Source organism: Bradyrhizobium sp. CCBAU 51753, assembly GCF_015291565.1.
In the GTDB taxonomy this organism is placed as follows: Bacteria; Pseudomonadota; Alphaproteobacteria; order Rhizobiales; family Xanthobacteraceae; genus Bradyrhizobium; species Bradyrhizobium ivorense.
The window spans coordinates 9,002,150-9,022,847 of the sequence record NZ_CP030037.1 but is presented as its reverse complement, the minus strand read 5'-3'; the positions used below and the strand labels follow the sequence as shown (position 1 = coordinate 9,022,847).

Here is a 20,698-nt window from a genome sequence, read left to right as displayed (position 1 = left end):
AACCCCTCATCCGTCGCGGACTACGTCCGCGCCACCTTCTCCCACAAGGGGAGAAGGAAGAGGAATGCCAGCCCGAGCCACCTTGCAATCCCGCGCGAAGAATAGTTCTTGCTATGGCCATGACCGTTGACCTGCCCGTGCTGGAACAGACGGCCGCGCCGCGAGCAGCGTCGGCGCGATGGTCGCGCTATGCGCGGCCGGCGCTCGGGCTGGTGCTGCCGGTGGCGTGTGCGCTCGGGTGGGAACTCGTCGTTGATCTCGGCTATTCCAACGGCCGCCTGGTGCCGCCGCCCTCAAAGGTGCTCGAGACCATCGTCGAGCTCGGCAAAAGCGGCGAGCTGACGCGTCATATCCTCGCGACCTTGTGGCGGGTCGGCGCGGGATTTGCGCTCGGCGTCATCGCCGGCACGATTCTCGGCGCCATCTCCGGTTACTGGAGCTTCGCCCGCCGGCTGCTCGATCCGACCGTGCAGGCGATGCGCGCGATCCCCTCGCTGGCCTGGGTGCCGCTGTTCGTGCTCTGGCTCGGCATCTTTGAGACCTCGAAGATCGTGCTGATCGCGGTCGGGGTGTTCTTTCCGATCTATCTCGGGGTGATGGGCGCGATCCTCTCGGTCGATCGCAAGATCGTCGAGGTCGGCCGCGTCTTCCGCCTGTCCGGCCCGGCGATGATCCGCCGCATCCTGCTGCCCGCGGTGCTGCCGGCCTATGTGGTGGCGCTGCGGGTCGGTCTTGGCTTGGGGTGGATGTTCGTGGTCGCGGCTGAACTGATCGGCGCCTCGGAGGGCCTCGGCTATCTCCTGCTCGACGGCCAGCAGCTCGGCAAGCCGGCGCAGATCCTCGCCGCGATCGTGATCTTTGCCATTCTCGGCAAGCTGACCGACTGGCTGATCGAGGTCGCCGCTGCGCCGCTGTTGCGCTGGCAGGATGCATTCGGCGCGCGGGGAGGGGTCTGATGCTGGCGCTGAAGGACGTCGGCAAGACCTATCCCAACGGCGTCCACGCGCTGGAGCGCTTCTCGGCGGAGATCCAGCTTGGCGAGATCATCGCCATCATCGGCGGTTCCGGTTGCGGCAAGTCGACGCTGCTGCGCGCCGTCGCCGGGCTCGACCGCGCCACCTCGGGCGCGGTGATCCTCGACAACGCCGTGATCACCTCGCCGCATGCCAAGATCGGGATCATCTTTCAGGAGCCGCGGCTGCTGCCGTGGCTCACCGTCGCCGACAATATCGGCTTCGGCCTCGCCGATCTCCCCGCCGAGGTCAGGCGCGAGCGGATCGCCGCGGCGCTGGCCCGCGTCGGTCTCGCTGATAAGGCCAATGCCTGGCCGCGCGAGCTCTCCGGCGGGCAGGCGCAGCGGGTGGCGATCGCGCGCGCGCTGGTGCCGCAGCCCGAGGTGCTGCTGCTCGACGAGCCGTTTTCGGCGCTCGATGCCTTCACCCGCCGCGATCTGCAGGATCATTTGCTCGATCTCTGGGCCGACACGCGGCCGACCCTGATCCTGGTCACCCACGATGTCGACGAGGCCGTGGTGCTGGCCGACCGGGTGCTGGTGATGCGGCCGCGGCCGGGCCGGCTGTTTCAGGAGATCACCATCAACCTGGCGCGGCCGCGCGACCGCAAATCCGAGCTGTTCGACAATTTCAAGCGCCGCGTGCTGACCGCGCTCGACCGCTCGCTGGACCGTGCGGTGCGCGATACCGCCGACAAATCCAACGCCGGCGAGGCGATGTGGTGGTGACATCCCCCCGATAAGGTCTTACATCGGCATTAGAGCATGATCCGGAAAAGTGGAGGCCGGTTTTCCGAGGAGATCATGCTCAAACAAAAAAGATGAGATCATCATGCGATTCCTTGCAATCGTATGATGATCTCAAGAACCGCCGGGAGAAGAACCATGGACGCCGCCGAACTCCGCGCAATGCAGGCTCCGATCAAGGAGCGCTACAAGACCGATCCCTCCGCCGCCGTGATCACGCTGAAAGCCAAGGGCTCGACCGACAGCGAGAGCATCTCCTGCAAGGTCGAAACCGGACGCGCGCTGGCGATAGCCGGCCTCCACCCCGCTACCGGCGGCTCCGGACTCGAGCTCTGCTCCGGCGACATGCTGCTGGAGGCGCTGGTCGCCTGCGCCGGCGTCACCCTGAAATCGGTCGCCACCGCGATCGAGGTGCCGCTCAAGGTCGGCAATGTGTTCGCCGAGGGCGATCTCGATTTCCGCGGCACGCTCGGCGTCGACAAGGAGACCCCGGTCGGCTTCCGCGAAATCCGCCTCCGCTTCGAGATCGGCACCGACGCGCCGCAGGACAAGCTGGATCTGCTGCTGAAGCTGACCGAGCGTTATTGCGTGGTCTATCAGACCATCAAGAACGGCCCGAAGGTGACGGTGACGATGGCGCGGGTGTAGGCGCTTTCACCCTCCCCTGGAGGGGGAGGGTCGTCTCGCATCGCGAGATGGGAGACGGGGTGGGGTGAAAGTCTCTCCACCCGATCGGTGCCCGAATGGAGAGATCACCCCACCCCGCCTCCCATCTCGCTTCGCTCAATGTGAGCCGACCCTCCTCCTCCAGGGGAGGGTAAGAAAAACAAGAAATGTCCCCCGAACTCCACTTCCTCCTGCTCCTCGTGCTGCGGATGGCCGTTGCGGCGGCGTTCGTGGTCAGCGCGTCGATCATCACGGAGCGGTCGGGGCCGGTGATCGGGGCGCTGATCGCGACCCTGCCGATCTCGGCGGGACCGTCCTACACCTTCCTCGCGCTCGACCACGACGCGGCCTTCGTCGCCGAGGGCGCGCTGTCGAGCCTGCCGGTCAACGCGGCGACGATCCTGATGGGCTTGACCTATGCTGTGCTGGCGCAGCGCTTCAGCATGTGGATCAGCGCAGGCGCTGCGATCGCCTTGTGGCTGGTGCTCGCCACCGTCGTGCGCCAGTTCGCATGGTCGCTTGCCGGCGGACTGATCCTCAACGCCATCACCTTCGCGATCTGCATCCCGCTGCTCAAGCCCTATCGGCACGTCGCGAAAATGCCGCTGATCGCCCGGCGCTGGTACGACATCCCGCTGCGCGCCGCGCTGGTCGCGAGCCTGGTCGGCACCGTGGTCACCGCGTCGAGCTGGGTCGGCCCGCGCGTCACCGGCGTGATGGCGCTGTTCCCGATCGTGTTCTCCTCGATGATGCTGATCCTGCATCCGCGCATCGGCGGCCCCGCGACCGCCGCCGTGCTCGCCAACAGCGCCTGGGGGCTGCTCGGCTTCGGCCTCGGCGTCGCCGTGCTGCATGTCGCAGTGCTGCAATTCGGCTCCGCGATCGGGCTGAGCTGCGCGCTCGCCACCTGCATCGTGTGGAATCTGGCGCTGTGGTGGATGGGGCGAAGGAAAAAGGCCCGGATCTAACCACCGTCATTGCGAGGAGCGCAGCGCCGAAGCAATCCATCTCTCCGCGCATGTGGAACGATGGGTTGCTTCGCGGAGCCTGTCATCGGGCGCGCGTTCGCGCGACCCGTTGGCTCGCAATGACGGTGGAGAGAGGTGCGTAGCCCGGATGCAGCGCAGCGCAATCCGGGGCGATCGTGCAACGGAGAGAGCCGCCCCGGATTTCGCTGCGCTGCATCCGGGCTACGGGTCACTGTTTCGGCAGCTTCGCCCTCAGCGCATACAGCGCCTCCAGCGCTTCGCGCGGCGACATCTCGTCGGGATGCAGCGCCTTCACGGCCTCTACCAGCAGGTCAGCCTCGCTCGGCGGCTTGTCCTCCGCGGCGGCGCGCGAGGGCACCGCGAACAGCGGCAGGTCGTCGACCAGTGCGCGCGCGGTCTGGCCGCGGTCCTGCGCTTCAAGTTTCGCCAGCACCGATTTGGCACGCGCGATCACTGCCGGCGGCAGGCCAGCGAGTTTGGCGACCTGGATGCCGTAGGAGCGGTCGGCGGAGCCGGGCAGCACCTCGTGCAGGAACACGACGTCGCCCTGCCATTCCTTGACCCGCACCGTCGCGTTGAACATCCGCGGCAGCTTGGCTGAGAGCGCGGTCAGCTCGTGATAATGCGTCGCGAACAGCGTGCGGCAGCGGTTGCTCTCATGCAGATGCTCGATCGCGGCCCAGGCGATCGACAGCCCGTCGAAGGTCGCGGTGCCGCGGCCGATCTCGTCGAGGATCACGAGCGACCGCTCGCTGGCCTGGTTGAGGATGACGGCGGTCTCGACCATCTCGACCATGAAGGTCGAGCGCCCGCGCGCGAGGTCGTCGGCGGCGCCGACGCGCGAGAACAGGCGGTCGACGATGCCGAGCCGCGCCCGCGATGCCGGCACGTAAGAGCCGATCTGCGCCAGCAGCGCGATCAGCGCGTTCTGGCGCAGGAAGGTCGATTTGCCGGCCATGTTCGGGCCGGTGAGCAGCCAGAGCTGGCCGGACGTCTGGCCCGGCGCGGGAGAGAGATCGCAGGCATTGGCGATGAACGGCTGGCCGTCGCGCTTCAGCGCCTGCTCGACCACCGGGTGGCGACCGCCCTCGATTGCAAAGCCGAGCGAGCCGTCGACCTCCGGCCGCACGTAATTGTCGTCGATCGCAAGCTTGGCCAATGCGGTCGCGACGTCGAGCATCGCAAAGGCATGCGCGGCGTTGCGCAAATCGTCGCTCGCCGCGAGCGCCATTGCGCTCAGCCGCTCGAAGATCTCGAGCTCGAGGTTGAGCGCGCGCTCGCCGGCATTGGCGATCTTCGCCTCGGTCTCGCCGAGCTCGGACGTGGTGAAGCGGACCTGCCCCGCCAGCGTCTGGCGATGGATGAAGGTGGCGTTGAGCGGCGGCGCGAACAGCTTGTCGCCATGCTGCGCGGTGACCTCGACGAAATAGCCGAGCACGTTGTTGTGCCGGATCTTCAGCGTCTTGATGCCGGTGTCCTCGGCGTAGCGCGCCTGCATCGCGGCGACGACGAGGCGCGAGGCATCGCGCAAGTTCCGGCTCTCGTCGAGCGCGGCCTCATAGCCCTCGCGGACAAAGCCGCCGTCGCGCTTGATCAGCGGCAATTGCTCGGAGAGCGCGCGGGAAAATTCCTGCGCCAGATCGCGCGAGGGCCGCCGCAGCGCCGCCATCACCGCAGCGATTTCCGCCGGCGGATTGTCGACCTGTGCAAGCAAATCGAGCGCCTGGTCGGCGGCGAGGATGCCATCGCGTAGGCTGGCGAGGTCGCGTGGGCCGCCGCGGCCGACCGATAGCCGCGCCAGCGCGCGCGACATGTCGGGCGCCGCCTTCAACACGGTTCTGATATCCTCGCGTGCCGCGCTGTCCGCGACGAAGGTCGAGACCGCATCGAGCCGCCGCGCGATCACCGCAACATCGGTGAGCGGCGCGGCGAGGCGCTGCGCCAGCAGCCGCGAGCCGGCGGCGGTGACGGTGCAGTCGATCGCATCGAGCAGCGAGCCGCGGCGTTCGCCGGCGAGCGTGCGCGTCAGCTCGAGATTGGCGCGGGTCGCCGGATCGATCGCCATCGTGGTGCCGGCGGCCTCGCGCGCCGGCGGCGACAGTGGCGGGCGCTTGCCGACCTGGGTGCGGTCGATATAGGTAACGGCGGCGGCCGCGGCGGTTGCCTCCAGCCGCGACATCGCCGAGAGGCCGTCCATCGTCGCAACGGCAAAATAGTCGCACAGCCGCCGCTCGGCGGTGGCGCTGTCGAACACGTCGCGGGTCAGCGGCGTCACCGACGGCAGCTCGCGCAAGGTCGGCGCGAGCTCGCTGTCGCCATAGAGCGCGTCGGTGACGATCGCCTCGTTCGGGTTGATGCGCGCCAGCGTCGCGGCAAGCTCCGCGGTCGCGCATTCCGTCACCATGAATTCGGAGGTCGAAATGTCGATCCAGGCGAGCCCGAGCCGGTCGGCGCCGGCCGAGCCGCGGGCCCGTGCGATCGCAATCAGATAATTGTTGGTGCGGGCGTCGAGCAGCGTGTCTTCGGTCAGCGTGCCCGGCGTCACCAGCCGCACCACGCCGCGGCGGACCACGCTCTTGTTGCCGCGCGCCTTGGCTTCGGCCGGATTCTCGGTCTGCTCGCACACCGCGACGCGGTGGCCGGCGCCGATCAGGCGATGCAGATAATCCTCGGAGCGCTCGACCGGCACGCCGCACATCGGGATATCCATGCCCTGATGCTTGCCGCGTTTGGTCAGCACGATGCCGAGCGCCTTCGAGGCGATCTCGGCATCCTCGAAAAACAGCTCGTAGAAATCGCCCATCCGGTAGAACAGCAAGAGGCCCGGGTGTGCGGCCTTGATCTCGAGATACTGTTCCATCATCGGCGTGACGCGCGACGATGCTTCAGCGGGCGCGGGCTCGGGCGGAACGGGAATGGGCTGTTGGACTGTCATGAGGGGGCGGAAACTACAAAATTTCGCCGTGCGGTCCTATCCGAGAACACAGGGTTTTCCACCCTCTCCACGGCCAGCCCTCATGGGAATGCGCTGATGGCCCGCAGCGGCGTCAATTGACCTGCAGCGGCCGCGCTCCTAAAACTCCCCTCAAGTTCCAAGCCATCCAGCGCCTAAGCCACGGCATTCAGGGAGAGATTCAATGCGTGATGTCTATATTTGCGATGCCGTCCGAACCCCGATCGGCCGTTTCGGCGGCTCGCTCGCCAAGGTGCGCGCCGACGACCTCGCCGCGGCCCCGATCAAGGCGCTGATGGCCAAGCATCCCGGTCTCGACTGGTCGCAGGTGGATGAAGTCTATTTCGGCTGCGCCAACCAGGCCGGCGAGGACAACCGCAACGTCGCGCGCATGGCGCTTCTGCTCGCCGGCATGCCCGATACGGTTCCCGGGCAGACCCTGAACCGGCTCTGCGCGTCCGGCCTCGACGCGGTCGGCGCCGCGGGCCGCGCCATCCGCGCCGGCGAGATCGATTTCGCGATCGCCGGCGGCGTCGAATCGATGACGCGCGCGCCGTTCGTGATGGGCAAGGCGCCGGAAGCCTTCGCGCGCTCGGCCGACATTTTCGACACCACGATCGGCTGGCGCTTCATCAACCCCTTGATGAAGGCGCAGTACGGCGTCGATGCGATGCCGGAGACCGGCGAGAACGTCGCGGAAGAATTCCAGGTCTCGCGCGCCGACCAGGACGCGATGGCGATCCGCTCGCAGCAACGCGCCGGCGCTGCGATCGCCTCGGGTTATTTCGCCGAGGAGATCGTCCCGATCCAGGTGCCCGGCGGCAAGGCCGGTCCCATCACCGTCGACAAGGACGAGCATCCGCGCCCGGAGACCACGCTCGAAGGTCTGGCGAAGCTGAAGCCGATCGTGCGCAATCCGGGCACCGTGACCGCCGGTAACGCATCCGGCGTCAACGACGGCGCCGCCGCGATGATCCTCGCCTCCGAGCTAGCTGTGAAGAAGCACAGCCTGACCCCGCGCGCGAAGATTCTCGGCCTTGCGTCGGCCGCTGTGCCGCCGCGCATCATGGGCATCGGTCCGGTACCGGCGACGAAGAAGCTGGTCGAGCGGCTCGGCATCAAGGTGTCGGACTTCGATCTGATCGAGCTCAATGAGGCCTTCGCTTCGCAGGGCATCGCCTGCCTGCGCCAGCTCGGCGTCAAGGAAGACGCCGACTTCGTCAATCCGCATGGTGGCGCGATTGCGCTCGGCCATCCGCTCGGCATGAGCGGCGCGCGGCTGGTCTTGACCGCCGTGCACGGCATGGAGAAGCGGGGCGGAAAGCTTGCTCTGGCAACTATGTGCGTCGGCGTCGGCCAGGGCGTTGCCGTTGCGATCGAAAAGCTGAACTAATCCAATGGCTTGGAAGGGCTGAAAACAGCCCTTCCCCATATTGGTTATGTCCGATAATGATCAGCGGACGGCTCATTAAGATGGGCCGCGGAGGACTACGCCATGACGTTACTGTACCCGCTGCAATCGCTTGCGGCGCATCCGGCGCGGCTGTCGCCGGACTATCGCTCCACCGTGAAGCGCTCGCCCTCGAGGCCGCTGATCCCGATCCGCCACACGCTCTCCGAGCTCACCGGACCGGTCTATGGCCATGAGACCGTGCGCGAGCACGACAACGACCTCACCATCCAGGCCAAGGGCGAGCCGCTCGGCGAACGCATCATCGTGCACGGCCACGTCCTCGACGAGGATGGCCGCGGCGTGCCGAACACGCTGGTCGAGCTGTGGCAGGCCAATGCCTGCGGCCGCTACGTCCATGTCGTCGACCAGCATCCGGCGCCGCTCGATCCGAATTTTACGGGCGCCGGCCGCACCCAGAGCGATGCCACCGGCTATTACAAGTTCATCACCATCAAGCCCGGCGCGTATCCCTGGGGCAATCATCACAACGCCTGGCGGCCCGCGCACATCCACTTCTCGGTGTTCGGCCATTCCTTCGTGTCGCGCCTGGTGACGCAGATGTATTTCCCCGGCGACCCGCTGTTTCCGTTCGACCCGATCTTCAACTCGGTGACCGACGAGAAGGCGCGGATGCGGATGGTGTCGTCGTTCGATCTCGAGAACACCAAGCCGGAATGGGCGCTGTGCTACCGCTTCGATATCGTGCTGCGCGGGCGTAACGCCACGCCGATGGAGACCAAGTAACGTGTCGAACCAGCGTCCTGATGGAGTGACCCCATCGCAAACCGTCGGCCCCTATTTCAAATACGGCCTGACCCCGAACGGCGAATACGAGTGGAACGACGCCTTCACCAACAATTTGCTGACGCCGGACGTCTCCGGCGATCGCATCCGCGTCGAGGGCAAGGTCTATGACGGCGACGGTGCCGTGGTCGTGGACTGCATGCTGGAGATCTGGCAGGCCGACGCACAGGGCCGCTTCTCCGACCCGCAGGACAAGCGCGCACTGCCGAATTCTTCGTTCAAGGGTTTTGGCCGCTGCGGCACCGACAAGAGCGGCTTCTACGCGTTCGACACCATCAAGCCCGGCTCGGTGCCCGATCCCGACGGCAACCCGCAGGCGCCGCACATCCTGCTCGCGGTATTCGCGCGCGGCATGCTGCTGCATCTCTACACCCGGATCTATTTCGACGACGAGGCCGGCAATGCCGGCGATCCGGTGTTGGCGCAGGTGCCGGCCGATCGCCGCGCCACGCTGATCGCGCGGAAGGGTGCTGGCAACGCCTACACCTTCGACGTCCATTTGCAGGGCGACCGCGAGACGGTGTTCTTCGACGTCTGATCCCCGGAGGGTGAGGAATGACGCGCAACCGCTTCCTCACCGGCCTGCTTGGATATCCGATCGCGCATTCGGCCGCGCCGGCGATGCATGAGCAGGCTGCCGCCGCGCTTGGCGCCCACTGTCACTATCAGCTGATCGAAGTGCCCGGCGCCGGGCGCGACGATCTGCGTGCGATGCTCGAGGGTGTCAGACGGCTCGGCTTTGCCGGCGTCAATGTCACCTTCCCTTACAAGGAGGCGGTGGTCGATCTGCTCGACGACCTCGTGCCGGACGCCCGCGCGATTGGCGCGGTCAACACCATCGTCGTCGACGGCTCGCGGCTGATCGGGCACAACACCGACGCGACTGGTTTTGCCCGCGCGATCCAGCCGCTGCTCGCGACCACGCCACGCGGCGTGATCGCGCTGATCGGGGCCGGCGGTGTCGGCAAGGCGATCGCGTTCGCATTGGCCGGGCTCGGCGTCGGCGAGCTCCGCATCTTCGATTCCGATCCCGCCAGGGCCGCGCAGCTCGCCGACCGGTTGCAAGGCGCCATCGCGGTTCGCAGCGCCGCGAGCGTCGAAGCCGCGGTCGAGGGCGCGGCCGGCCTCGTCAATGCAACCCCGATCGGGATGCTGCCGAACCGCGATACGCCGGTGCCTGATACGTTGCTGCATCCGGCGATGTGGGTCGCCGATGCCGTCTATTCGCCGCTATGGACCCCGCTGCTTTCAGCGGCGAAGGCAAAGGGCGCCGAGGTGATGACCGGGCGCGATCTCGCGATCGGCGCCGCGGCGGATGCGTTCGCGCTGTTCACGGGGATGACGCCGTCCGTTGCCGCGATGGGAAATGCGTTCGACGCGGTGATGGCGGCACGCTACGCTGCTTCCGCCTGAGGGCGCGGAGACATTTCAATGACAACAATCAGGATCGGTCTGGCCGGCTGCGGCTTCGTGTCGGAGCTGCACATGTATGCCTATCGGCGCGTCTACGGCGTCGACGTGGAGGTGAGGGCGGTGGCGGCGCGCGGCGATCATGTTCGCGACTTCGCGCGCAAGCACCAGATCCCGAATGCCTATCGCAGCTTCGCCGAGCTCGTCGCCGACCGTGAGCTCGACGTCATCGACATCTGCACGCCGCCCAATCTGCATGCGGCGATGATCGTGCAGGCGATGCAGGCGGGCAAGCACGTGATCTGCGAAAAGCCGTTCACCGGCTATTTCGGCCGCGACGGCGACATGGCGCCGATCGGCAAAACCGTGCCCAAGGCGCTGATGTATCAGCGCGTCATGGAGGAAATGGAGGCGACCCGTGCCGCGATCGAACGGACCGGAAAGCTCTTCATGTATGCCGAGGACTGGATCTACGCGCCGGCGGTGACCAAGACCGCGGAGATCATCCGCGCCACGGGGGATAAGATCCTGTTCATGAAGGGTGAGGAGAGCCATTCCGGCTCGCACGCCGCGCATGCCGCGGAGTGGGCGATGACCGGCGGCGGCTCGCTGATCCGGATGGGCTGCCATCCGCTGTCGGCGGTGCTCTATCTCAAGCAGGTCGAGGCCTGCGCCCGCGGCGAGACCATCACGGTTGCCAGCGTCACCTGCGACGTCGGCAACGTCACGGCCGGCCTCAAGGCCGAGGAGCGCAGCTTCATCAAGGCCAATCCGGTCGATGTCGAGGATTGGGGCACGCTGACCGCAACCTTCTCCGACGGCACCAAGGCGACGGTGTTTTCCGGCGACATGATCATGGGCGGCGTGCGCAACCTGATCGAGACGTATACGAGTGGCGGCTCGCTGTTCGCCAACATCACGCCGAACACGCATCTGACCAGCTACCAGACCTCCGAGGAGAAGCTCGCCGCGGTCTACATCACCGAAAAGGTCGACCGCAAAACCGGCTGGCAGTTCGTCTGCCTCGAGGAGGAATGGACCCGCGGCTATCTGCAGGAGGTCCAGGACTTCATGGAATGCGTCGCAACCGGCCGGGCGCCGCTCGCCGACCTCGCGCTGGCGTATGAGACGACGAAGGTGAACTACGCCGGCTACTGGGCCGCGGATGAGGGGCGGCGGGTGGTGTTATAGCCGCAGCCCTCTTCCTTCTCCCCTTGTGGGAGAAGGTGGCAAAGGCGGCCTACCGGCCGCCGTCTCTTAGAACGCCGATGCTTTGCATCGGCTACGGCGCCGGATGAGGGGTTGCCGCCGCGTACTCACATCGCGAGAGGGTCACTCGCGGAGAGAGACCCCTCACCCGGCTTCGATGCGAGGCATCGAAGCCACCCTCTCCCACAAGGGGAGAGGGTGCACCGCCGCTGCGGTGGCAAATTCACTTCACGGCTTGCACCCTACGCCCCGTACACCGATCCTTTCGGCAGCGGAAACACCGGGTCCTGCGTCCGGATGTTGGTCGGCCAGACCACGGAGATGCGCTGGCCGGCGTTCTGCATCACGACCGGGGTCGAGCGCTCGTTCTGGCCGGAGAGCGGGGTGCCGGGCCGGAAGAACTTCACGCCATAGCCCTGAATGGTGCCGCCCGGCGCGATGTCGACGTCGAGCGCCGCCTTGCGGATCGCTTCGGGATCGAAGCCGCCATACTTCTCCTTGGCGACCGGCAGCACATTGTTGAGCAGGATCCAGGTCTGGTTGAAACCCATCGAGCAGTGCGGCGGCACCTCGGTGGCATTGGTCTTTTCGCGGTAGCGCGCGACCATCACCTTGGTGAGATCGCCGACGCCGGGCGCGAGCTTGGCGGGATCGAGCAGTTGCGCCGGCACCGGATCGATGTTGCAGAAATTGTCGATGTCGGTGCCGAAGCTCTCGCGCAGCTTGTCGAGCTGGCTGTAGCCGGCGCCGGCGCCGAACAGCATCTTGAACTTCAGTCCGCTCTCGCGCGCCTGGCGCAGGAACAGCGTGATGTCGGGATTGTAGCCGGCGTGCGAGATCACGTCGGGCTTGGCGCGCTTCAGCTTGGTGACCAGCACCGAGAGGTCGGGCGCCGAAGCCGAATAGCCCTCCTTGAGCACGACCTGCAGGCCTTCCTGCTTCGCAAACGCCTCGTCGGCTGCCGCGACGCCGACGCCATAGGGGCCGTCCTCGTGGATCAGCGCAACCTTGACGTCCTTCGGGTCCATGCCGAGCTTGGCCTTGGCATGCTCGGCGATGAAGCTGGCAAAGGCCTGGCCATACTGGTCGGAATGGATCTGTGCCCGGAACACATATTGCAGGTTCTTGTCCTTGAACACGGCGGTCGAGACCGCGGTCGTGATCCAGAGGATGCGCTTCTGCTGTTCGACCTTGGCGGCGAGCGGCACCGCGTGCGAGCTCGCATACACGCCGTTGAGGATGTCGACCTTCTCCTGATCGATCAGGCGGTTGGCCTCGTTGATGGCAACGTCCGGCTTGCTTTGGGAATCGACATTGACGGGGGCGATCTTGTACTTGCCGTCGACGCCGCCCTTCTCGTTGACGAGATCGATCGCGATCTGGGTGCCGATCGAGCAGGCGACCGAGCCGCCGGCGGCAAACGGCCCGGTGAGATCGTAGATCACGCCGATCCTGACCGTTTCGGCCTGGGCCTGCGCGCGTGTCCAATCGAAGCTGAAAGCAGCGGCGGCAGCCGCGGATGTCTTGAGCAGCGTCCTGCGTGACGTCGGCATCGCATCCTCCCTGAAGCCGTCATTTGTGACGGGTTTTATTTTTTGCGGAGTATTGGGAGCGGGGGCGGGAAAGTCAACGCGGCTTGCAGGGGCTGCGGCTCGCTCCTTGGTAGGGGGCCGCGTCCTCACTCTATCCCCGTCACCCTGAGGTGCGAGCTCTTGCGAGCCTCGAAGGGTCGACGGCCCGGCTATCTCCATGCGGACGCATCGGGGCCGTGCATCCTTCGAGGCTCGCCGAAGAGGCGAGCACCTCCAGCGACAAAGGCGAAGCCTTTGCGCGGGGATGACGGGTGGGGCAGGGCGCGCTTGCCGAAAACCCTACTCCATCACCGCCGCATGATCCGTCGGTGCCTGCTGCGCGCGCAGTGCCGCCTTGGTTGAGCCGATCATGATCGCGAGCGGGATCGAAGCCAGGATGAACAGCATCACCAGCTGGTAGTCGTGCGAGAACGCGATGATCTGCGACTGCGCGGCCACCATCTTGTCGGCCATCGCACGGCCGGCGTCGGTGTTGAGGTTGATCATGCTGGAGACGTCGGGCATCTGCAGCGCGTGGTTGAACGGGTTGATCTGCTCCGACAGTTTTGCGTAGATCCGCCGCGAGCCCTCGGTGAGCTGCGCGATCACGATCGAAATGCCGACCGAGCTTGCGACGTTGCGCAGCAGCGTCAGCATCGAGGTGCCGTCGGTGCGCAACTGGCCCGGCAGCGTCAGGAACGCCACCGTCGACAGCGGCACGAACACGAGGCCGAAGCCAAAACCCTGGACCACGCTGACGACGATGATCTCGGGCGCCTGGGTCATGTCGGTCCAGCCGGTCATCTGGAACAGCGAGGCCGCGGTCAGCGCCAGGCCGGCGATGATCAGGGTGCGCGCCTCGATATAGCGCATCATGCGCCCGACCAGCATCATCGCGACGAAGGTGCCGGCGCCGCGGCTCGCCAGCAGCAGGCCTGCGGTGATGATCGGATAGCCGATCACGTTCTGCAGGTAAGGCGAGGACAGCGCCATGGTCGAATACAGCACGAGGCCCATGACGGTCATGAACACGCAGCCGCCGAGGAAATTGCGGTCCTTGAACAGCGCGAACTGGATGAACGGCCGGTCGGTGGTCAGCGAATGGGCGAAGAAGAAATAGGCGCCGACCGCGGCGACGATGAACTCGACCATGATCTCGTTGGATTCCAGCCAGCCGAGCTGCTCGCCGCGGTCGAGCGCCAGCTGCAGCGCGCCGATCGACACCGCGAGCGCGCTGAAGCCGAACCAGTCGAAGCGCAGATTGTGGTCCTGCTTGGTCTCGTCCATGAAGATGGCGAGGCCAAGCACGGTGATGGCGCCGAACGGCAGGTTGACGAAGAACACCCAGTGCCAGGAATAGGTCTCGGTGAGCCAGGCGCCGAGCGAGGGCCCCATGATCGGGCCCATCATCACGCCCATGCCCCAGATCGACATCGCCTTGGCGCGCTCATGCAGCGCGTAGGAGTCGAGCATGACGGCCTGCGACAGCGGCACCAGCGCGGCGCCGAACACGCCCTGCAGCAGGCGGAACAACACCATCTGGTTGATGTCCTGCGCGAGGCCGCACAGCACCGAGGCAATGGTGAAGCCGGCGGAGCAGATGATGAAGATGCGCTTCCTGCCATAGCGGTTGGCGATCCAGCCGACCGGCGCGGTCATGATCGCGGCCGCGACGATGTAGGAGGTCAGCACCCAGTTGATCTGGTCCTGCGAGGCCGACAGCGAGCCCTGCATGTAGGGCAGCGCCACGTTGGCGATCGTGGTGTCCAGCGCCTGCATGATGGTCGCCGTCATGGCGCAGATCGTCACCATGTTCCGGCGCAGGCCGGGGACGGCGGATGATGACGGTGCAGTCATTCAGTTCGGTCCTGTTGGTCGCGAGCGCGGCAGATCATTTCTTCCGTGTCGAGGCGGTCGTAATCACACATCGCGCCCGTCGTCCCCGCGAGTCAGGATGTATGAGATATCATTCAGTCCCGTCATCCTGAGGTGCGAGCTCTTGCGAGCCTCGAAGGATGAATCGGCCCGGCTGGTGGCCGTCGACCCTTCGAGGGCCGCTGAAGAAGCGGCCACCTCAGGGTGACGGGGATGGCGGCGCAGTTCTTTCCATACGTCGCCGAACGCGGGGACCCAGTATTCCAGAGGCCGTGCCGTCAATCGCGAGGCCGCGGCGTACTGGATCGCCCGGTCAAGCCGGGCGATGACAGCGGAGTTTGTGAAGCAGGCGCTCACCTGTCGACATCCCCCGTCAGTCCTGGTGCGCGGACGCCGGCGCGAGGCCGAGCAGGCCGGCCAGTGTGCGGCGGTGGTTGGTGTCGATCGTGGCGTAGACGCTCATGCCGGCCTTCAGCTTCTTCACGAACGGATCGTCCATGTCGAAGTAGATGCGCACCGGAACGCGCTGCACCACCTTGACGAAGTTGCCGGTGGCGTTCTGCGGCGGCAGGATCGCGAACTGCGCGCCGGTGCCCGGCGACAGCGAGCCGACCTTGCCCTTGAACACATGGTTCGGGAAGGCGTCGACGTCGAGCGTCACCTCCTGGCCGACCGCGACATAGGTGAAGTCGCTTTCCTTCGGATTGGCGTCGACCCAGGGATGATCGACGTCGATCACCGAGAACACCGGCGCGCCGGCAGCGACGAAGCGGCCGAGCTGGATCTGGTCGACCTGGGTCGCCACGCCGTCCATCGGCGCGCGCAGCACGGTGTGATCGAGATTGCGCTGCGCGTCGTCGAGCTTGGCTTTGGCCTGGGCGTAGGGCGGGAACCGCTCGATCGGCAGGTCGACATCGCCGAGCAGCTGGGTCTTGTCCTTGGAGATCTGCTGCTTGATGTATTGCGCGAGGCTCTCGGCGGTGACCTGCGCGTTCGCGGCATTGTCGAGGTCGAGCTGCGAGCCGAAATTCTGCTTGGCCAGCGTCGACTTGCGTTCGACGTCGCGCTTCTTCAGCTCGATGCTCTGCTGGGCGAATTCCAGCATCCGAGCGTTGATCTTGATGTTGTCGACCAGATTGTCATAGGTGGTCCGGGTCTGGTCGAGCGCCGCCTTGGCCTGGTCGACCGCGAGGCGGAACGGCACCGGGTCGATCTCGAACAGCTCATCGCCCTTCTTGACGTGCTGGCCTTCCCTGATGAGGATCTTGTCGATCTTGCCGGAGATTTCCGGCGTGATCATCACCTTCTGCGCACCGACATAGGCGTCGTCAGTGCCGACATAGCGGCCGCCATTGAGATAGAACACGATGCCGCCGATTGCGGCCGCGGTCGGCAGCACGACGAGCAGCAGCAGGCGGCGATAGCGCCGCAGGCCGGCCATCAGGCGGCGGCGCGGTTGGCGGCTGGCCTTGCCCGACGGCGCTGATGTCTCCGGATTGCTCTTCTGCTCCGGCGCCAGTTTGAGGACCGGTTCAGCCATAGCGCTGTTCCTTTCGGGAGGGTTCGCCGGCTGGGGCTTGGATGGCATTGCGAACGTTTTCCTTGATCGATTCCAATTGCGTGAGCAGGCGATGCGCCTCGGTGGGGCTGATGCCCTCGAGCGCGGTCGCGGTGAGTTCGGAGCGCAGGCCGGTGAGCTTGCCGAGCAGCGGGCGAGCGGCCTTCTTCAGATAGAGGCGGTTGACGCGGCGGTCGTTCTCGTCGCTGCGGCGCTCGATCCAGCCATTGTCGCAGAGCTTGTCGATCAACCGCGTCAGCGTGATCGGCTGCATCTCCAGCAGCTCGGCAAGCTCGGTCTGCTTCATGCCCTCGCTGCGCTCAACCTTGGCCAGCACCGCCCATTGTGCGCGGGTGATGCCGTAGCGGGCGGCCTCCTTGTCGGCATAGACGCGGATCAGCCGAAACACCTCGCCGAGCGTAAACAAGAAGTCCGCATCCACTGAACCGCGCATAGGTCCTGCCTCCATAAGCTTGGGATATTATAAGCTTGCTTATGAATTCTGCATGCCAGGTTAACGGAGGGCTGCTCCGCATTTCGCACATGGCTGGCGCGCGCGGCCGGCCGGGCTTTAGGAACCGGCGCAAAAATGCTACACATTGGGCAGATGAGCTTGGCCAAGCCGACATTTCCCGCCCCCGATCATGACCACGGCCGCTGCGCCGCGGACGCGATGGCGCATGCCGAGCAGGTCTGTGCGCGCCGAGGCCAGAAATTCACCCCGATCCGGCGCCAGGTGCTGCAGGCGCTGCTCGCGAGCCACCGCCCGCTCGGCGCCTATGAGGTGATCGACGAGCTGGCCAAGTCGATGCCGCGGCCGGCACCGATTACCGTCTACCGCGCGCTCGACTTCCTGATGGAGAACGGCCTCGTCCACCGCATCGAGAGCCGCAACGCCTTCCTCGCCTGCGCCCATGACCACGACGAGACCTCGATGGTCGCGTTCCTGATCTGCGATCATTGCGGCTCGGTCGGCGAGATCCCGGCGGCGCCGGTCGCGCAAAGCCTCACCGCGGCGGCGCGGGCGTCGGGCTTCATTCCAAAACTCTCCGTCGTCGAGATCGCCGGCACCTGCGCGCATTGCGCGAAATGAGTAGCGGGCAATCCATTTTGCGCTCTCACCCCGTCATTGCGAGCGCAGCGAAGCAATCCATCTATCCGCTTGTTGAGGCATGGATTGCTTCGCAATGACGGCATAAGCGAGACTGAAACACAACAACACGCCGATAAAGCCGGCCCGCGAGGAAACATGACGACCCAAGCCATCACCAGCAACGCCGCAAGGCCCGTGACCGCGGGGCACGGGCTGCCGCCCGGCGCCATCGCCGTGATGCTGATGCTGTGCGTCAGCTGGGGTTTCAACCAGCTCGCGGTCAAGCTGGCGCTGCCCGACGTGCCGCCGATGCTGCAGGCGATGATCCGATCCAGTGGTGCGCTGCCGGTGATGCTGATCGTCGGCTGGCTGCGCGGCGTGAAATTCTTCGAACGCGACGGCTCGCTCGTCCCCGGCATCATCGCCGGTCTGATGTTCGGCCTCGAATTCGTGCTGATCTTCACCGGGCTGGTCTTCACCTCGGCGTCGCGCGCCTCGGTGTTCCTCTACACCGCGCCGTTCTTTGTCGCGCTCGGCTCGCACCAGTTCCTCGGCGAGCGGCTGAGCAGTGTGCAGTGGAGCGGGCTGGCGCTGAGCTTTGCCGGCGTCGCGCTCGCGATCGGCGTGCCGCAGCCGAATGTCGACGCCAAGGTGCTGCTCGGCGACCTCCTGGTGGTCGGCGGCGGCGCGCTGTGGGCGGCAACCACGCTGGTCGCCAAGGGCACCAATCTGCGCCGCGCTGCGCCGGAAAAGGCGCTCGGCTACCAGGTTGCGATCTCGATCCCGATTCTGGCGCTCGCCGCCTTCATCGCCGGCGAGCGCATCGACCATGCGCCGAGCGCGCTGTCGATCTCGCTGCTCGCCTATCAGGCGGTCTGGGTGGTCGGCTGCACCTTCGTGATATGGTTTGCGATGGTGAAGACCTATTCGGCCAGCAAGCTGTCGGCCTTCACCTTCGTCACGCCGCTGTTCGGCGTGGTCGCGGCCTATTTCATCATGCACGACACGCTGACCCCGGTGTTCGGCGTCGCGGCGCTCTTGGTGATCGCCGGCCTCTATCTCGTCAACAAGCCCGATCCGAAGGTGACGCCGGACCCGAACGTGCCGGCGTGACGCGTCTAAGCGACAATCTGTCCGCCAGGGCACATCGCAATTTTCTTCGCCGGCCATGGTGCAATTCGGCGCTTCATGGCTAAATCCGCTCAGAACAAAAACCCTGCCGGGAGGACCACCCCATGAGCCACGATCGATCCAGCGTCGAAAGCGTCGTGCAGACCTATTTCGACGGCCTTTACGAGGGCGACGCCGACAAGCTTGCCGCGGCCTTTCATCCGTCCGCCGATCTGCGCTGGGTCGAGAAGGGCGAGCTCAAGATCCTGACCGTACCGGACTGGCTCGCCTGGGTGCGCAAGCGGCCGTCGGGCAAGGCGGAAGGCAAGGCGCGCGAGGACTTCATCGTCACCGTCGACCGCTCCGACGACAACACCGCCTTCATCAAGGTGCGCTGCCAGCTGCCGCCGCGCTACTTCACCGACTATCTGGTGGCGATGAAGCTCGCGGATGGCTGGCAGATCGTCTCGAAATCCTACCGCTACGACCTGCGGGATTGACGGCCGCCCGCCGCGCCCCGCCTCGCGACGGCTTTGTGACACAACTGCGCGGTCTGGCGCGGCCGGACCGCATTGACTGGCGCTGGTTTCCGGGCGAATTGAGCCCGTTATGGAAGCCAAATTTCAGACCTTTCTTATCCTGCTCGGCGTGCTGGCGGGAACCGCGCTGGTAGCGCGCCGCACCGAGATCGCGCCGGCGATCTTGCTGCTGCTGGTCGGCATCGTGCTGGCCTTCGTGCCCGGCATGCCGTCGCTGGAACTGCCGCCCGAACTGGTGCTGCTGGTGGTGCTGCCGCCGCTGATCTATTCGGCGAGCGTCGCGATGAGCTGGCGCGAGTTCAAAGCCAACCTGCGGCCGATCATCCTGCTGTCGGTCGGCTGCGTCATCTTCACGGCGTTCATGGTCGCGGCCGCGACCCATTATTTGATCGGCCTGCCCTGGGACATCGGCTTCCTGCTCGGCGCCATCGTCGCGCCGCCCGACGTGGTCGCGCCGCTGGCGATCGCGCGCAAGCTCGGCATGCCGCGCCGCATCCTGGTGGTGCTCGAAGGCGAGGGCCTCGCCAATGACGCCACCGCGCTGATCCTCTATCGCTTTGCGCTGGCGGCGATCACCACCGGGCTGTTCTCGCTGCCGAAGGCGACCGGCACCTTCCTGGTCATCGTTGCCGGCGAGATCGCGTTCGGCATGGCGGTCGGCTGGCTCAGCCTGCGCGCCCGCCGCCGCGCCAGGGATCCCCAGGTCGAGATCACGCTGTCGCTGATCACGCCCTATCTCGCCTACTGGATTCCGGAGCATTTCGGCGGCTCCGGCGTGATCGCGACCGTGGCCTGCGGGCTCTATATGAGCTGGAACGGACCGCTCTTGATCTCGGCCGCGACGCGCCTGCAGGGCATCTTCTTCTGGGACTTGATCATCTATCTGATCGAGGGCCTGCTGTTCCTGTTGACCGGCTTCCAGATGCGGTCGCTGTTCGAGAGATCGAAGTCGTTCCCCTTGCACGACATTCTCACCGCCACCGCGCTGGTCGCCGTGATCGTGATCGTTGCCCGCTTCCTCTGGGTGTTTCCCGGCACCTATTTGCCGCGCTGGATCAGCCGCAGCGTGCGCGACAGGGATCCGCTGCCGTCGTGGCGGGCGGTGTTCGTGGTCGCCTTCACCGGCGTGCGCGGCGCGGTGTCGCTCGCCGCCGCGCTGGCGTTGCCGCTGACGCTGCCGAGCGGCGACGCCTTCCCCTATCGCGACCTGATCCTGTTCGTCGCCTTCGGCGTGATCTTCGTGACGCTGGTCGGGCTGGGCCTCGGCCTGCCGGCGGTGGTGCGCTGGCTCGGCCTCGCGCAGGACGGCCGCAACGAGCATATCGCCGAGCACGAGCAGGAGATCGCGGCGCGGCGCGAGGCGCTCAATGCCGCGCTGAAATCGCTCGACGCCATTACCGACGACCGCGAGCTGTCCGACGAGGTGGTCAAGCTGCTGCGCTCGCGGCACGAGATCCGCTTCAACCAGCTGCCCGACGCGCTCGATCCCGACAGGCACGATGCTTCGGCGACCGGCACCGCGCTGACCCGCGAGCTGATCGCCTCCGAGCGCAAGTTCATCCACACGCTGCTGCGCGACGGCAAGATCACCGACGAAACCCGGCGCCGCATCGAGCGCGATCTCGATCTGGAGGAGGCGAGCCTCTCCAACCGCGAGTATCGCAGGATGCCGTTATAGCCCGGCTCTCTCCCCACGTCGTCCTAGCGCA

The 20,698-nt window shown here is 66.1% G+C and carries 18 protein-coding genes; 13 read left to right on the top strand and 5 right to left on the bottom strand.

Features of this window, described 5'->3' with window-relative positions:
• Positions 1-119 precede the first annotated feature (119 nt).
• The 4 genes from XH93_RS41380 (at position 120) to XH93_RS41365 (ending at position 3,393) form a co-directional block, all read left to right on the top strand.
• On the top strand, positions 120-956 hold the full coding sequence (locus XH93_RS41380; protein ID WP_194475539.1) for an ABC transporter permease: 837 nt from the start codon (positions 120-122) through the stop codon (positions 954-956).
• Positions 956-1,741, top strand: a complete 786-nt coding sequence (locus tag XH93_RS41375; RefSeq protein WP_194471856.1) for an ABC transporter ATP-binding protein — start codon at positions 956-958, stop codon at positions 1,739-1,741. The genes XH93_RS41380 and XH93_RS41375 overlap by 1 nt, the downstream gene beginning before the upstream one ends.
• A gap of 156 nt (positions 1,742-1,897) precedes the next feature.
• Positions 1,898-2,407, top strand: coding sequence for an OsmC family protein (locus XH93_RS41370; RefSeq protein WP_139864966.1), 510 nt, complete (start codon positions 1,898-1,900; stop codon positions 2,405-2,407).
• Between the two features lie 185 nt (positions 2,408-2,592).
• Positions 2,593-3,393, top strand: a complete 801-nt coding sequence (locus XH93_RS41365; RefSeq protein WP_194471855.1) for a hypothetical protein — start codon at positions 2,593-2,595, stop codon at positions 3,391-3,393.
• Between the two features lie 229 nt (positions 3,394-3,622).
• Here XH93_RS41365 and mutS read toward each other — a convergent pair whose 3' ends face one another.
• On the bottom strand, positions 3,623-6,349 hold the full coding sequence (gene mutS / locus XH93_RS41360; RefSeq protein WP_194471854.1) for a DNA mismatch repair protein MutS: 2,727 nt from the start codon (positions 6,347-6,349) through the stop codon (positions 3,623-3,625).
• Between the two features lie 202 nt (positions 6,350-6,551).
• Between mutS and pcaF the strand changes: the two genes are divergently transcribed.
• From pcaF to XH93_RS41335, 5 genes are all read left to right on the top strand, one after another.
• Entirely contained in the window at positions 6,552-7,760 is a 1,209-nt protein-coding gene (gene pcaF / locus XH93_RS41355) for a 3-oxoadipyl-CoA thiolase (protein ID WP_194471853.1), read from the top strand.
• 102 nt (positions 7,761-7,862) lie between these two features.
• Positions 7,863-8,564: a protocatechuate 3,4-dioxygenase subunit beta gene (gene pcaH, locus XH93_RS41350; protein ID WP_194471852.1), complete on the top strand. Its 702-nt coding sequence runs from the start codon at positions 7,863-7,865 to the stop codon at positions 8,562-8,564.
• Position 8,565: 1 nt separating this feature from the next.
• The gene (gene pcaG / locus XH93_RS41345; protein WP_194471851.1) at positions 8,566-9,162 is read left to right on the top strand and encodes a protocatechuate 3,4-dioxygenase subunit alpha; all 597 of its coding nucleotides are present in this window, start codon (positions 8,566-8,568) and stop codon (positions 9,160-9,162) included.
• A gap of 17 nt (positions 9,163-9,179) precedes the next feature.
• On the top strand, positions 9,180-10,037 hold the full coding sequence (locus XH93_RS41340) for a shikimate dehydrogenase (RefSeq protein WP_194471850.1): 858 nt from the start codon (positions 9,180-9,182) through the stop codon (positions 10,035-10,037).
• An 18-nt stretch (positions 10,038-10,055) separates the two neighbouring features.
• On the top strand, positions 10,056-11,225 hold the full coding sequence (locus XH93_RS41335) for a Gfo/Idh/MocA family protein (RefSeq protein WP_194471849.1): 1,170 nt from the start codon (positions 10,056-10,058) through the stop codon (positions 11,223-11,225).
• Between the two features lie 260 nt (positions 11,226-11,485).
• Here the strand turns inward: XH93_RS41335 and XH93_RS41330 are convergent, their stop codons facing one another.
• The 4 genes from XH93_RS41330 to XH93_RS41315 all read right to left on the bottom strand — a co-directional run bounded on the left by XH93_RS41330 (position 11,486) and on the right by XH93_RS41315 (position 16,701).
• The gene (locus XH93_RS41330) at positions 11,486-12,796 is read right to left on the bottom strand and encodes an ABC transporter substrate-binding protein (protein ID WP_194471848.1); all 1,311 of its coding nucleotides are present in this window, start codon (positions 12,794-12,796) and stop codon (positions 11,486-11,488) included.
• Between the two features lie 318 nt (positions 12,797-13,114).
• Positions 13,115-14,671, bottom strand: a complete 1,557-nt coding sequence (locus XH93_RS41325) for an MDR family MFS transporter (protein WP_194471847.1) — start codon at positions 14,669-14,671, stop codon at positions 13,115-13,117.
• 391 nt (positions 14,672-15,062) lie between these two features.
• Positions 15,063-16,229 (bottom strand): HlyD family secretion protein, encoded by a 1,167-nt coding sequence (locus XH93_RS41320; RefSeq protein ID WP_194471846.1) that lies wholly within the window; start codon positions 16,227-16,229, stop codon positions 15,063-15,065.
• On the bottom strand, positions 16,222-16,701 hold the full coding sequence (locus XH93_RS41315) for a MarR family winged helix-turn-helix transcriptional regulator (protein ID WP_246799447.1): 480 nt from the start codon (positions 16,699-16,701) through the stop codon (positions 16,222-16,224). The genes XH93_RS41320 and XH93_RS41315 overlap by 8 nt, the downstream gene beginning before the upstream one ends.
• 153 nt (positions 16,702-16,854) lie before the next feature.
• Between XH93_RS41315 and XH93_RS41310 the strand changes: the two genes are divergently transcribed.
• The 4 genes from XH93_RS41310 (at position 16,855) to XH93_RS41295 (ending at position 20,667) form a co-directional block, all read left to right on the top strand.
• Positions 16,855-17,340 (top strand): Fur family transcriptional regulator, encoded by a 486-nt coding sequence (locus XH93_RS41310; protein ID WP_194475538.1) that lies wholly within the window; start codon positions 16,855-16,857, stop codon positions 17,338-17,340.
• 156 nt (positions 17,341-17,496) lie between these two features.
• Positions 17,497-18,453 carry a DMT family transporter gene (locus XH93_RS41305; RefSeq protein ID WP_172628413.1) on the top strand — a complete coding sequence of 319 codons (957 nt, stop codon included), beginning with the start codon at positions 17,497-17,499 and terminating at the stop codon, positions 18,451-18,453.
• Between the two features lie 122 nt (positions 18,454-18,575).
• Positions 18,576-18,950 carry a nuclear transport factor 2 family protein gene (locus XH93_RS41300; protein ID WP_194471844.1) on the top strand — a complete coding sequence of 125 codons (375 nt, stop codon included), beginning with the start codon at positions 18,576-18,578 and terminating at the stop codon, positions 18,948-18,950.
• A gap of 109 nt (positions 18,951-19,059) precedes the next feature.
• Positions 19,060-20,667 (top strand): Na+/H+ antiporter, encoded by a 1,608-nt coding sequence (locus XH93_RS41295; protein ID WP_194471843.1) that lies wholly within the window; start codon positions 19,060-19,062, stop codon positions 20,665-20,667.
• The last annotated feature ends 31 nt before the right edge of the window (positions 20,668-20,698 follow it).

Bases quoted from the DNA above. Each gene is read 5' to 3' on its own strand.
- XH93_RS41320 (WP_194471846.1), bottom strand. From the start codon at position 16,229: ATGGCTGAACCGGTCCTCAAACTGGCGCCGGAGCAGAAGAGCAATCCG.
- XH93_RS41315 (WP_246799447.1), bottom strand. From the start codon at position 16,701: ATGCGCGGTTCAGTGGATGCGGACTTCTTGTTTACGCTCGGCGAGGTG.
- XH93_RS41330 (WP_194471848.1), bottom strand. From the start codon at position 12,796: ATGCCGACGTCACGCAGGACGCTGCTCAAGACATCCGCGGCTGCCGCC.
- XH93_RS41310 (WP_194475538.1), top strand. From the start codon at position 16,855: ATGAGCTTGGCCAAGCCGACATTTCCCGCCCCCGATCATGACCACGGC.
- pcaF (WP_194471853.1), top strand. From the start codon at position 6,552: ATGCGTGATGTCTATATTTGCGATGCCGTCCGAACCCCGATCGGCCGT.
- XH93_RS41300 (WP_194471844.1), top strand. From the start codon at position 18,576: ATGAGCCACGATCGATCCAGCGTCGAAAGCGTCGTGCAGACCTATTTC.
- XH93_RS41370 (WP_139864966.1), top strand. From the start codon at position 1,898: ATGGACGCCGCCGAACTCCGCGCAATGCAGGCTCCGATCAAGGAGCGC.
- XH93_RS41295 (WP_194471843.1), top strand. From the start codon at position 19,060: ATGGAAGCCAAATTTCAGACCTTTCTTATCCTGCTCGGCGTGCTGGCG.
- XH93_RS41340 (WP_194471850.1), top strand. From the start codon at position 9,180: ATGACGCGCAACCGCTTCCTCACCGGCCTGCTTGGATATCCGATCGCG.
- XH93_RS41325 (WP_194471847.1), bottom strand. From the start codon at position 14,671: ATGACTGCACCGTCATCATCCGCCGTCCCCGGCCTGCGCCGGAACATG.
- XH93_RS41335 (WP_194471849.1), top strand. From the start codon at position 10,056: ATGACAACAATCAGGATCGGTCTGGCCGGCTGCGGCTTCGTGTCGGAG.
- pcaH (WP_194471852.1), top strand. From the start codon at position 7,863: ATGACGTTACTGTACCCGCTGCAATCGCTTGCGGCGCATCCGGCGCGG.
- XH93_RS41375 (WP_194471856.1), top strand. From the start codon at position 956: ATGCTGGCGCTGAAGGACGTCGGCAAGACCTATCCCAACGGCGTCCAC.
- XH93_RS41380 (WP_194475539.1), top strand. From the start codon at position 120: ATGACCGTTGACCTGCCCGTGCTGGAACAGACGGCCGCGCCGCGAGCA.
- XH93_RS41305 (WP_172628413.1), top strand. From the start codon at position 17,497: ATGACGACCCAAGCCATCACCAGCAACGCCGCAAGGCCCGTGACCGCG.
- XH93_RS41365 (WP_194471855.1), top strand. From the start codon at position 2,593: ATGTCCCCCGAACTCCACTTCCTCCTGCTCCTCGTGCTGCGGATGGCC.
- mutS (WP_194471854.1), bottom strand. From the start codon at position 6,349: ATGACAGTCCAACAGCCCATTCCCGTTCCGCCCGAGCCCGCGCCCGCT.